This is a genomic window from Arthrobacter sp. GW460-12-1-14-TSB2 (genome assembly GCF_059423525.1).
The window spans coordinates 127,981-140,162 of the sequence record NZ_JBWKYC010000010.1; the positions used below are offsets into that span (position 1 = coordinate 127,981).

11 protein-coding genes and 1 pseudogene are annotated in these 12,182 nt (G+C 60.9%); 5 read left to right on the forward strand and 7 right to left on the reverse strand.

Translation table 11 applies throughout. From position 1 onward, the window contains the following. The first annotated feature begins 52 nt into the window (after positions 1 to 52). On the forward strand, positions 53 to 946 hold the full coding sequence (locus AC07YR_RS13640; protein WP_494734280.1) for an SDR family NAD(P)-dependent oxidoreductase: 894 nt from the start codon (positions 53 to 55) through the stop codon (positions 944 to 946). Positions 947 to 1,344: 398 nt separating this feature from the next. Here the strand turns inward: AC07YR_RS13640 and AC07YR_RS13645 are convergent. From AC07YR_RS13645 to AC07YR_RS13660, 4 genes and pseudogenes are all read right to left on the reverse strand, one after another. After that, positions 1,345 to 1,555, reverse strand: a pseudogene (locus AC07YR_RS13645) (IS1380 family transposase); the annotation flags it as partial. Between the two features lie 978 nt (positions 1,556 to 2,533). After that, the gene (locus tag AC07YR_RS13650) at positions 2,534 to 3,007 is read right to left on the reverse strand and encodes a class I SAM-dependent methyltransferase (RefSeq protein WP_494734281.1); all 474 of its coding nucleotides are present in this window, start codon (positions 3,005 to 3,007) and stop codon (positions 2,534 to 2,536) included. Then, entirely contained in the window at positions 3,007 to 3,486 is a 480-nt protein-coding gene (locus AC07YR_RS13655) for an aldo/keto reductase (RefSeq protein ID WP_494734282.1), read from the reverse strand. Before AC07YR_RS13655 ends, AC07YR_RS13650 begins: the two co-directional genes overlap by 1 nt. 22 nt (positions 3,487 to 3,508) lie before the next feature. After that, positions 3,509 to 4,480 (reverse strand): aldo/keto reductase, encoded by a 972-nt coding sequence (locus AC07YR_RS13660; RefSeq protein ID WP_494734283.1) that lies wholly within the window; start codon positions 4,478 to 4,480, stop codon positions 3,509 to 3,511. Between the two features lie 146 nt (positions 4,481 to 4,626). Here AC07YR_RS13660 and AC07YR_RS13665 point away from each other — a divergent pair, with 146 nt between their 5' ends. The 4 genes from AC07YR_RS13665 to AC07YR_RS13680 all read left to right on the forward strand — a co-directional run bounded on the left by AC07YR_RS13665 (position 4,627) and on the right by AC07YR_RS13680 (position 9,538). Further along, positions 4,627 to 5,244, forward strand: coding sequence for a TetR/AcrR family transcriptional regulator (locus AC07YR_RS13665; RefSeq protein ID WP_494734284.1), 618 nt, complete (start codon positions 4,627 to 4,629; stop codon positions 5,242 to 5,244). A 2,006-nt stretch (positions 5,245 to 7,250) separates the two neighbouring features. Further along, positions 7,251 to 8,054 carry a gamma-glutamyl-gamma-aminobutyrate hydrolase family protein gene (locus tag AC07YR_RS13670; RefSeq protein WP_494734285.1) on the forward strand — a complete coding sequence of 268 codons (804 nt, stop codon included), beginning with the start codon at positions 7,251 to 7,253 and terminating at the stop codon, positions 8,052 to 8,054. A gap of 703 nt (positions 8,055 to 8,757) precedes the next feature. Then, complete coding sequence (locus AC07YR_RS13675; RefSeq protein WP_494734286.1) at positions 8,758 to 9,027, forward strand: HNH endonuclease; 270 nt, start codon at positions 8,758 to 8,760, stop codon at positions 9,025 to 9,027. 322 nt (positions 9,028 to 9,349) lie between these two features. Continuing rightward, complete coding sequence (locus AC07YR_RS13680) at positions 9,350 to 9,538, forward strand: hypothetical protein (RefSeq protein ID WP_494734287.1); 189 nt, start codon at positions 9,350 to 9,352, stop codon at positions 9,536 to 9,538. Between the two features lie 27 nt (positions 9,539 to 9,565). Here AC07YR_RS13680 and AC07YR_RS13685 read toward each other — a convergent pair whose 3' ends face one another. From AC07YR_RS13685 to AC07YR_RS13695, 3 genes are all read right to left on the reverse strand, one after another. Further along, positions 9,566 to 10,396, reverse strand: coding sequence for an amidohydrolase family protein (locus tag AC07YR_RS13685; RefSeq protein WP_494734314.1), 831 nt, complete (start codon positions 10,394 to 10,396; stop codon positions 9,566 to 9,568). 120 nt (positions 10,397 to 10,516) lie between these two features. Beyond that, positions 10,517 to 11,353 (reverse strand): IclR family transcriptional regulator, encoded by an 837-nt coding sequence (locus AC07YR_RS13690; RefSeq protein ID WP_494734288.1) that lies wholly within the window; start codon positions 11,351 to 11,353, stop codon positions 10,517 to 10,519. Beyond that, complete coding sequence (locus AC07YR_RS13695; RefSeq protein ID WP_494734289.1) at positions 11,346 to 12,146, reverse strand: IclR family transcriptional regulator; 801 nt, start codon at positions 12,144 to 12,146, stop codon at positions 11,346 to 11,348. The genes AC07YR_RS13690 and AC07YR_RS13695 overlap by 8 nt, the downstream gene beginning before the upstream one ends. Positions 12,147 to 12,182 lie beyond the last annotated feature (36 nt).

Below are 12,182 nucleotides of genomic sequence, written 5' to 3' on the forward strand. Positions count from 1 at the left end.
ACGCGTCAGCCGGTTGCTCTTAGAAAATAATCTAACCGGAATAGATTGCGAATTGAACCGCAAATCGACCCGCATTTCGCAGCCGATGATTTCCATCATCTTTTGGTATTCAAAATTATTCCCATGTGAATTACTTTTAAAAGGAGAGTGTGCGATGAAAGCGTTGGTAAGTGGCGGAAGTAGCGGCATAGGCGCGGCTACATGCCTCAGAATCGCAGAGGCGGCTCTTGCTCGGGGCGTGCATCCAATGATTGCGGTGTGTGGACACGAAACGAACATTAGCCAAGAACACGTTGTTCGTTCCATCCAGTCCATGGGAGGTACCGCCATCGCATTGGCAGGCGACCTCGCCGACCCCGAGGTGCCAAGCAAGCTGGTAGAAGCTGCGGTAGCCGAATTCGGCGGCCTGGACGCGTTGGTGGCGAATGCCGGAATCGCCAGCCCCGCTGCCATCTGTGACCTATCTGTTGAGGACTGGGACAGCATGTTCTCCGTTAACCTCCGCGGCCCGTGGCTTCTTGCCAAAGCAAGCTATCCGCATTTGAGGCAGAGCCGCGGTTCCGCTTGTTTTACCTCTTCAATGTCTGGCCAGCTCCCACATGCCGGATCAGGTGCTTACAGCCCCAGCAAGGCTGCGTTGACGATGCTGGCCCAAACACTTGCGCTGGAATGGGCACCTGAAGGAATTCGTGTAAATGTGGTATCCCCGGGTATGACGCATACCCGGATGACTGAAAAAATGTATGAAGATCCCCAAATAAAGAAGGCAAGGGAAGATATTATCCCGTTGGCACGAATCGGGGACCCCACGGACATTGCGAACGTGATCGAATTTCTTGTAAGCCCGCTAGCGGGTTATGTGACCGGACAAGACATCTGTGTCGATGGTGGCTTCACTAAGTCTATTCTTAGCCATATTCCTGGTCGACCCAGCTCCAAATCTTGACGCTCGATCTATAACGGTACCCCGGAAAGTGGCGTAGCCGCCGCCCCGGAACAGCGGCAGACCCCACCGCAAAGCTCACCACCGGCGACGCCAGACCCAGGCAATGACCTTGGCCTGCCGTGGCGGGCAGAGGACCCTTACGTCGGGGGGCCGGTCCCACCAGGCTGTCCCCTCGTCGCGCCGGCTCGACGGTGCCGGTACCGTTCGGAGTTGTCGAACCGTCGACGAAACTCTAAAGCGCATCGATTGCGGTCACCGAGTGGTGGTAAGGCATTGTCCCCAGAAGCCGACGGCCGGCCAATGCTGTTGGACAGCCGATCTGATCTCGAGGCCGGCGAACGGGCTGCAAAGCACCGCCTCGAACTTAAAGTGCCGCCCACGGGCAATTATCGCGGAGCAAGATCGTGTGCCACGACCCCGGCAACGAGCCAGACAGAGTTCGCGGCCAAAACACCGACGGCAGATGGGCCAGGGCACTGTCTTTGAGGTCGGCATTGATCTGTTCGATGATGGCGTACCGGCGGTGGGTCTACTCGCCGTTGCGGTGTCCAGGACCTCGGCCGGCACGGTAATGAAGAACACGTGGTGCCGGCGGGCGTCGAACAGAGTCTCCAGAGGGGGCATCACCTTGTCGGCCAGCACTGGCACAGGTGGATTTGTGGGGGAAACCTAGAGTCAGAGGCTTCGCGGGAAGCGGCAGGCTGCCAAGAACGCATCGACGGTCACCCTGATCCTCATTCCCAGACATCTACACGAGGAGGCACCTTGTACATGGCAAAAAGCGTTCTGGATGGCACGGAATGGACCGCCACGGAATTCGCGGGACTCCAACCAGAAAAGCGGAAAGTGGCCCGGCAGGAATTGACATGCCTGTCCTGTGACGGCCCCGCGGTATTTCGAGCAGGACAAAAGCGTCGGCCGTCATTCGCTGCCCGTCACCGACACGACTGCCAGCTGGTTTCGCCAACATGGAGCGCTTTCGAATACCTGGCAGGACCAGGACGCCACAATGGGGCTGCAGGCGCGCACACCGCCGTAGGGTGACCCTCACATTCACGAATTTCAATGGTTGCATGTTCCAGCAAAGAGCCTCTCCGTTGCGTAAATCGGCTGTGCCTCGGGGTTAGACCACACCCCAACCTGAAGTCAGGCAGGAAGCCGAAGCGCTGTCGGAAAGGGGTTGGTTCTGCTCTACTGTCAGCGGCTAGAGAAATTCTCGGATCCCAACCTGACACGACCGACACATCGCCGGCCGTCGAACATATGGTCGTTACTGGCTCCAGCGTTTCCAGGTGGGGAGGCCAGTCTCATCCCCTTTCATCCGCCGATGAGTCTCGTAAGACTCCGCGAGGACAACCGAATCGAGCGGGTTGAGAGACACAGCAACGAGACGTTTCCTTCGCTGCGAGTCCCTAGGCCGCTGAAAACGACACGCATGTCGCCCCGTGCCTGGTCCTCGGAATAAAGCCGCTGTAGAAGCTGCCACCCGCCCGGTGGCGCATCCGTGCCGGTCCGGGCCCGTTGTTCGCAGTTCATCGTCCACGGCCGATCTTTTGCATGACCTACGCGGCCGGCGGGTTTACGCTGCTAAGTCGCGCTAACTATGACGTAGCGTTCGTCCGTGATCTCCTTGCCCCATAGTGCAGGATCCGCCAACATCGTCACGGAGGCATTCTTGCGGTGACGGCGCACGAGGTCTAGACAGTGTTCGGCGGGAATTCCTGCGCCTGTTCCCCACAGCCCTTCGATGAGAATCATCGTGCCCGAACCACGAAGCAGCCCGGTCCAGCGACCCACCGCGGCGTCAAAATCAGGCAGAGCCCACAAAACGTGGCGGGCTAGCACAACGTCGACAGAGCCGGGAGCACGCGGCGGTGATGCGGCATCACCCACCTCGAAGTCAGCGGGCACCCCTGCGTGTGCCGTCTTAGCCCGGGCCTTCTCCACCATCTTCGTCGACAGGTCCAAACCCCCAACCCGGTGCCCGGCGCTCCCCAGCAGCAAAGAAAGACTGCCGGTCCCACAGCCAAGGTCGGCCACGTCGCTTCCTGGCTTAGGCATCAACGGCAACAACAACTCCCGCCAAGCTCGTCGGTCATCGGGATCGTCGTGCCAACCACGACTATCGGGCCGGCGACCTGCAGGTCCGCCAACGACCCTTTCGCAGGGAGCGCAGGTACAGCACTCATCTCGACCTGATCGATGATGTGCCGGCGTGAGAGCCCCCGGTCGTTGACGCCGTGCCCGACGATGCCATTGGACTTGGTGGCGATCACCATCTCGTCACGGCGTCCCTGCAGGGCACGTCCGAAGATCTGCTCGGCAGGTTCGCGTTCCACGGAAGGTTTGGCTCCAGGCCGATCGAATACGGGCATATTGCCGTACACGTCAGCGGTGTCAACGAAGTTGATGCCCAAGTCAAGCGCAGTGCTGACTACTGGGTCTGCGTCTTCCGCGGTCGGAGCGATCCCGAAGGTGGCGGTGCCCAGCGCAATCCGTGAGACTCTGACACCTGTCTGGCCAAGAAGTGAGTTCTTCATCAGTGTTCCTTGTCTCTTCCGATCAGGACGTGCTCCCGGCGGTCAGCGCTGAGATTGCATCAAGCTGTTCCTGGGTGAGCTCGACATCGGCGGCCGAGGCGTTGGCGCGGAGCTCCTCAACGTTCTCGGCTCCGACGATCACCGACGCGACGGCAGGGCGGGACAGCAGCCAGGCCAGCGAGACCTGCTGCATTTCCAACTCCCACGCGCGGGCCAGCCTGTCGAGCTTGCGGGCGACGGCGATCTCGGACTCCGAATATCCGGGTCCCCCATAGCGCATTCCTCCGGCGATCGGGCGGTCCAGCACCGACAGGTCGGCCAGCAGCCCGCCGTGCAGGGGGGCATAGGGAATGATCGACAAGCCGAACCGCACGCACGCGGCAGTTAGCTCCTTCTCAGCGCTGCGGTCCAGGAGGCTGTACATCACCTGCGCGGCCACGGGAGCGGACACCAGCCGACGGTCATCGGCGATCCACAGCGACTCGGTCACCTGCCACGCCGGATGGTTGGACAGCGAGACATAACGCAGCTTTCCCTGACGGATCAGGTCGTCGTAGACGGCGAGTGTCTGCTCCAGCGGCGTGTTCGGATCCGGGAAATGCGCGTAATAGAGGTCGATGCGGTCAGTACGCAGCCGGCACAGGCTCTGCTCGACCTGCTGAATGATGTACCGGCGGGAGAGACCGGCATCCGGGTCGAAGCGGCGCTCCCCCGACTTCGTGGCCAGCACCACCTCGTCCCGATGATCGGCGAGGGCACGACCGAGGATCTCCTCCGCGGACTCGCGCTCTGAGGCAGGCGGGGCCCCGGGCCGGTCGAACGTCGAGGTCGAGCCGTACACGTTAGCGGTGTCGAAGAAGTTGATGCCCAGCTCCAGGGCTGCTCCTACGACGCCATCAGCTTCGTGTGCGCTCGGTGCCACGCCGAAGGTTGCCGTGCCCACACAGATGCGAGACACACGCACACCGGTCGGGCCGAGAACGGAGTACTTCATCTACAGGATTCCCATCTGCGAGTTTCGGGACTGGGCTGACACGTCCAGCGATCTGTCGGGAGGACCCTGGCGGCTACGGGCCGTGTTCGAATTCAAACACTAACCGATTGGTTATATTTCGGCAACGGTTATGAGAAAGTAGTGGCATGCCAGACAGCGCGCAAAGCAGAACACGGGGCCCCTACCGCACAGGAATCCGCCGGCGCGAGCAGCTCGTCGGCATCGCCATGGACGTCTTCGGCGAACACGGCTTCGCTGGCGGCTCACTCCGCACGATCGCCGAGCAGGCAGGGGTCAACCACGCCACCCTGATCCAGCACTTCGGCAGCAAGGAAGGCCTGCTCACGGCCGTGCTGGAAGAATGGGACCGACGGACCGTGGACAAGGGACTCACCGACGTCAGCGGCCTGGACTACTTCCGGCGGCTGCCAGACGTCATGGCCTCCCACCAGGACAACCGCGGCCTGCTCGAGCTATTCACGACCATCGCAGCCGAGGCCTCCAATCCGGCCCACCCGGGGCACGCGTTCATCACCCAGCGCTACATCGCAAACCTGGGAACCCTCGCCGCGCATTTGCAGGAAGCCGTCGCGGCCGGGGATATCGCCCCCCTCTCCCCTGCGCAGATCGAGGTCGAGGTGCGGCTACTCACTGCCATGATGGACGGCATCGGTCTACAATGGCTCCTCAACCCCGGAACCGAGATACGCGCCAGCGTCTCGACTTATGTCGAGCGCGCCATCGCTGCCTGGGGAGGCAAGTGATGCCCAGCACTTAAAACGGCCGCCGAGAAGTGCGTGCGACGGCACGCCGCCGGCCGTCATTCAGTCTCCAGAAATCTGAAGAATCAGGGTTGCCTGCCCGCCTCACCCAACGATCAGCCTCCGTCGGAGGCGTTGCACGCCGGAAGATCAAACCAAGTTGGAACACACCCCAACCGGACGTCAGCAGGTTGCCAGGGGTCGTCCGAATAGGGTCAAATTCTTCTTTTCTGACGAGGAGTAGGCAGACTCTTTGACCGCACCCTGAGACCTGACTCGTCCCTGGCGGCACCGCGACACCTGGCAGGATATGGGCGTCTCCCATAGGTGCCAGGTCAAGTGTTCGACGGAGCGGTTCGGCTTGATGTCACAGTTGTCATTCTGATCCCCATCATCGCTGGGCGGTTCCTTCGCGCAACCAGGGCGCTATGCGCCGCTCAGGATCCAAAGTATCGCTTCGGCGCTCCTCCGTCGCTTATTTCCTCCCGAAACTTTGAATCGCTCCCGGTCCCCCAAGTTGCACTCCGGACCCTCAAGCCCAGCGGTGACTCCGTTATCAGAACGACGCCCAAATCTGACAGACACATCCGGTCCCGGCAGCGACCCAACTGCCTCGTCCACAACGCCAGTGCCGCCAGCATGCTCCTCGCCGTGTCACCGGAACGACCTTCGGTGACCAGCCCGCCTCTGAGGCCGCGGAAGCCGCCCCATCTACCGCAAGTCTAAGCGGGACGCCTTTCCTAGCGGCAACGGCGCCGATCCTATGCATCGGAGGAAAACGATAGTCGCGCGTCCAACGATGGACGGGTCTTACGGTCAACCAAAACCTGCCCCCGGAAGGAGAGTCCGGATCCCACACACCTTCACCCTGACGACGGAACCTAGGCCAGCCACAGGTCGGCCCAAAAGGCATTCCGGCTGAAGCCCGGGCGTCCTAGGAAATCCTACGATCCGGACCGCAAAGTCATGTCGTCTGAAACAGAGAACTTCATGAAGTAGTGAAGGCAGTGCCACAAGGAGGAGGTCAAAATGCAGGCCGAAGAGCCACCCGTGCACAAAGGTGTGCACAATGTGCACACCCGCTTTGGCCCAGACAAACACGCGATGAGCGCACTCTGCCTGCCTTGCAGACAGTAGCGATCTGATGAAGATCCCCTCGAAGAGAGTTCGTCTTCGTCATGTCGTTATGTCGTCACCACAATTCTGAGCCATGAATGAGTAAGGGCCAACAACTGGCCCACGGAACAGCCAGAAAGGACGGCACATACCCCAGATTCCAGCAAGCGGAGGGCCCACCAGCCAGGAACCTGAACCCGCCACCCACACAACCGAACAGGCCACCGCGGCGCCAGGCACAGACCGCAGCCACTGTCAGAGGGACCCACGGAGGGTCAATGTCCACACATTAAAGCAAAAACCCCTCTGACGAGGGGTTATACGTGCCCGAGGTGGGCCTCGAACTGCGTTCCTGGCCTTGCAAACACTGGGAACTCCCGGAAACATGCGGAATCCGAGCCAGTCCGGCCCATGTACGACCCGATCCGAAGCCGAAACTGTGGACATTGTCCACACCCTTTTCTGACAGATTTTGAGTAGAACAGAGCGACTGCCGCGCTCCCCAACCAGGGGCGCGGCAGCTCTGTGTGTGCCAACAAGACTTGCGCCCGCGATTTGCCCGGCACCCGGCTGTGGACCCTGATGTTGCAGCACATGCGCGGACTCAAAATCTGTCACTGGCCGTTCGCCCTCCCTTCAGACCCTTCATCGACTGAAATCGGAAAACTGCATGACCCGCCTGCGATTTCAAAGGGTGCTGCGGGTCCCTGTAGACCGATCTGATTTGACACAGCCAGCGTCGGGTTGAGCGGGAACAGGATGCTGTCAGTCCCTGCCGCGGCAATGAACTGGTGGCGGCCTGGCATGGACACGCAATAGTGACGGCTCTGTAACACGGAGTACACATACCGTTCGTAGCCTTGCAGTAGGAGTCTTCCCGGAAGGACATGTGCATGAATGCCGCAGACACCGCAATCAAGCCGATCATTGGCCTGACCACATATCTTGAGCAGGCCGGCACCGACGGCTGCGGCAACGTGCGCGCCGCATTCCTCCCCGAAAAATATCTCACGCCTATCCTTGACGCTGGCGCCGTTCCGATCCTTCTCCCGCCGCAGCCCACGGCCGGGGACATGATCGGGCACCTGGTCAGCAGGCTGGACGGGCTGGTCATTCCCGGTGGCTGGGACGTGGATCCGACCCGATACGGCCAGGAGCCGCATCAGGACACAGACTCTCCCCGGCCGGAACGCGACGAGTGGGAAGCCGCCCTGATCCTCGAAGCGATCCGCCAGGATGTTCCTCTTCTCGGCATCTGCAGGGGTGAACAGCTGCTCAACGTCACGCTCGGTGGCACCCTGCACCAGCACCTGCCCGACGTCCTGGGAACCGGACGCTACCAGCTGGGCGGCTACCAGTTCAATGGCATCCGTGTCGACATTCTTCCCGATTCCCGGCTTGGCCGGCTCCTGGGGGCTGACGCACTGGATGCCGTTCCAGTGTCACACCACCAGGCCGTGGACCGCCTTGGCGAAGGGCTCATCGCCACCGCGTGGAGTCAAGACAAGATCGTCGAAGCAATTGAGCATCCCGGCGCACGCTTCTGCGTGGGGGTGCAGTGGCACCCGGAACAGCTCGCGGAAGAGAAAGCGCTGTTCCATGGATTCGTGGAGGCGGCCAGCGCCAAGATGCTGTCGCGGCTTCGCCCGGCTGCTGTGGAGTCCCTGGAGTTCGCCCACGAAATGGCTGCCAGCTAACTCCTACCTGACTCCCTGAGCCATAGGGGCGGAATGTACACACCCATTTTTCACCAGTCCAGAGCATTTCAGCCGCGCTCCCCAAGGCGGGGGCCGCCGCAGCTCTGTATTCTGCGCCGGAAACCTTCCGGAACGCAATTCCCCCGCCCAGCCGGTATCAGGAGCCCTCTGCCACAGCGGACAGAAGATCAATTATCGGCGTTGAAAAATCCGCGCGGAAACGCGGGGAGAAGCCTGTTGTAGATTGCCACCGTAGTTGGCGAATTGCCAGATGATTCGGCGAATCTTGTCAGCTATCTGGCGAGTCATCCTTGGGTTGTCGGTCGCATCTGACGTAATCGGACTCATGGTCGGACATCGTTCGGGCTTCTGGTTGGTATGACGTGATGGTGCCAGCATCTTCCGCCTCCGAACTGCTGCTGCAGACTCATCGACGTACTTGCCCTATCCTGACAAGCCACACCTGTCAGGCGTCATGTGACTGCCTGCTCCAGACATGAGCTCAGCCAGGTTCCTGCCGCTCTCCGCTTTGGAACTCTGCGCGAACTGCTTCGAGCCGCTCCCCCAGGATGCGGGCCACAGGCAATGGCTGTTCCGTACACAGCTCTGCTCCGACTATGCGAAGCTCGTCCGGTACTGGCGCAGGGTTTCCCATGACGGATCCATGGAACCGACCCCCAGGTCGAGGACGCCGTGAAAGTCCATGTCGCCCACCTACTGGCGGGCGGATATGGGCGGATATGACCGGCAGGCACGAAGGATCCCGCCGGAAACACGCGCGTTGGTGAAAGCGCGGGACAAGGTCTGCGTGAGCTGCGGCGCCTCGGGCCAAGAAATCGACCACATCGACGGCCCGTCCGGCGATCCCGGGAACCTTCAGCTCCTCTGCAAGGACTCCCACCATGCCAAAACCGATGCGAACATGGTGCTCGCCTCGACGACCAAAAAACCCTCATCTCGCGCATGCTGCTGAATCGCGTCCTACCCGCACAGCCAGCGCAACTCAGCGACGACACCGCCTAGAAGCTACGGGCCGAACGGAGGTCGCTGATCCTCGGGTCGCAGAACCTTGTGCCTTCGAGCGTCTGGGCGCTTACTTGTGGGAGAGACCAAGCCATTGGACCTGTTGGGAGCCCGCGCGGACCCATTCGCAGGGTGGTGGCAAGGCGGCTCTCTCAGGCGACTATCGGAGGATGATTATGTTTGCTCGAGTCAGTACCTACCGGCCCGGTCCGGACAGTTCTGGGGCACCTTCAGACGAGACGGTAAGGCGGGTGCTTGGCCTCCCTGGATGCTTGGCGATCTATTACCTGCTGGGGAAGGACAATAAGTCACTTTCGATCACTCTGTGGGGTGATGAAGAAGCCTTGGCGGGGAGTCAGCAGCAGGCCGACAAAATCCGGGCGGAGACGAGCGCCGAGCAACATATGCAGATTCTTGGCGTGGAGGAATTCGAAGTGCTCACACGACAACTCAATGACTAATCCGGGTTAGGCCGAGAGTCGTTTTGATTAGAGACCGAGCAGGCGAACTGCGTTGGCTTTGAGTATTTTGTGTCGGACTTCGTCGTGCAGATCGAGCAGCGCAAAGTCTTTCATCCACCGGTCTGGTGTGATCAGGGGAAAGTCTGAGCCGAACAGCACCTTGTCCTGGAGAAGTGAATTTGCTTGGCGTACAAGGCTTTCTGGAAAGTACTTCGGCGACCAGCCTGAGAGGTCTATCCAAACATTCTTTTTGTGAGTCGCTACAGCCAAGGCTTCCTCCTGCCAGGGGACGGAGGGGTGGGCCATGATGATTTGAAGGTCGGGGAAATCGGCTGCCACGGAGTCGAGCAGGATCGGGTTGGATAGCCCTAGTTTGATGCCGAAACCTCCGGGGAGTCCGGATCCGATGCCGGTTTGGCCTGTGTGAAAAATGACTGGCAGATTGAGTGTTTGAAGGGCTTCGTACAAGGGGTAGAACTTGGTATCGCTAGGGTCAAAGTTTTGGACGCTTGGGTGGAACTTAAAGCCACGTACGCCGTAGTCCTCCGATAGCCGGACGGCCCGGTTGATGGCTTCGGATCCGTGGTTCGGATCCACGGATCCGAAGGGGATCAGCACGTCATCGTTATCGGCTGCGCCGCGGGCTATCTCCTCACTGCTGTTTGGTGGATGTCCGAGATGGCTGGAGGCATCCACGGTGAAGACCACGGCCGCCATTTTGCGTTCCCGGTACATGTCGGCAATGGCGTGCAGGTCCGGCCGGGGACCACTTGTCTTGAAGTATTTGCTGGCTGCATCCACCAGTGGTGACGGCAGTGCGTTATGCCCGTGGTCATCAACTTCGATGTGGACGTGCATGTCGATGGCGACGAGCGATTCGACGTCCAGGTGGGGTTCATAGGACACAGGTCAATCCTCTTTCAGGGCAGGGCATTTGCGGGTCTATAGTGCGCGGTTTTCGGGATTCTGAAAGGCTGTTCACAGAGCAGGCATCGGATCCGTGCCGTTTGCGCCGTGCTCCGGCACCGTTTCGCTTATGCTCGGATACGCTGTTCCGACGGCGTCTTCAAGACGCCGGGCCAATCCTTCGGCGGCGCGAAGTAGGGAAGGCACGTATTGAGCCATGTCGGTCCTGAGGCTGTAGCTAACGATGCCGATTGCGGCCTGGACAGTTCCATCAACAAGGACCGGAGCGGCCACGGAAGTGGATCCGAGCTGGTATTCCTGGCGGCTCTGGGCGTAGCCGTTCGTGCGGATTTGCACAAGCTGTCGCGACAAGGACCTTCGGTCGGTAATCGTCTCCGGCGTGTATCGGGTTAGGGGCATAGCAAGTATCGCGTCGGCGAAGGCTTCCGGGCTGAAGGCGAGCAATGCCTTGCCGACGCCTGTGGCATGGAGCGGTATGCGGGCACCGATGCGGCTCTGAAGGGGAACCGAAACCTCGGAGGTGAGCTTTTCGATGTATATGGCATTCGTTCCATCGCAGACGGCCAGCTGCACGGTCTCGCGGCAGTCGTATTGCAGGTTGAGGAGGAATGGCATGGCGGTCTCGCGCAGGCGCCCGTGGATTGGTGTCAGAAGTCCCATCTCCCACAGCCGCACGCCGAGCCCGTAGCGCCCGGCGCTGTCCCGGTCGAGGAAACGTCCGTCTTCGAGCTCGCCGGCAAGCCGGTACACGGTTGCCACGGGTAGGCCGGCTCTGCGGGCGAGCTGGCTAAGTGTAAGCAGTGGATTTTCGACGTCGAACGCGGCGAGTACGGCCAGCGCCCTCGCCGTGACGGACTTCGCCGAGCTTTTGTATGGCTCACTACTCATCGCCATTCTCCCTTCTGGTGGTTGGTAGCGCGTCCGGATCAGTCCGATGCGCGGGTGCCAGGATGGCAGCAAGGCTGCGGGCGACTCCCCTCATCTCGGGGATCATCGACTCGATGGACACTCCGGGCCGCGTGGCGGCCGACGCCGTCGGCGGAGTGCTCAGGGACAGTGCCATGGGCGGCCGGCCCTCAGCTCGGATCGGAACGGCAAATTCGACATGCCCTGCCGCGTCAGATCGCTGTGCCCAGCCTCGTTCAGTGGCGGCGTTGATGCGCTCCTCCATCCGAGCGAACATGGCGCGAGTCAACGGCAAGGCGCTCCTGGCTGCGGGAGTCATCCCGCCCATGAGGACATGTCCGGCGGCAGAGTTGACCAGGGGCAGGGTCATTCCGGGACCGCTGCCCGGCGCGCTGGCACCATTGGCCAAAACCTCTTCCACGCAGAGAGCCTGTTCTCCGTTGCAAACGAACACGCGGACCATCATTCCGGATTTTGTTGCAAGACGGAGCAAGAGAGGGCGGGTTCCCATGCCGATGACGTCGTGTGTGGGTGCGAGGATTCCGAGTTCCCAGATTTTGGGGCCTATAGCGTAGCGGCCTGCAGGATCCCGTTGGACTGCCGCGATGGCTTCGAGGTGATTCAGGAGGCGGAAGGTCGTCGCCACCGGCAGCCCGCTCCGTCGGGAAATCTGCGACAGGGTCATCTGACGATGGCCCATATCGAAGGACATGAGGACCGCAAAAGCCCGTTCCGTGACTGATTTTCCAGGCGAAGCGGCATCAGTACCTGCCATAGTCCTCCTCCTTCCGGTTATGGAGCACACTCTAAC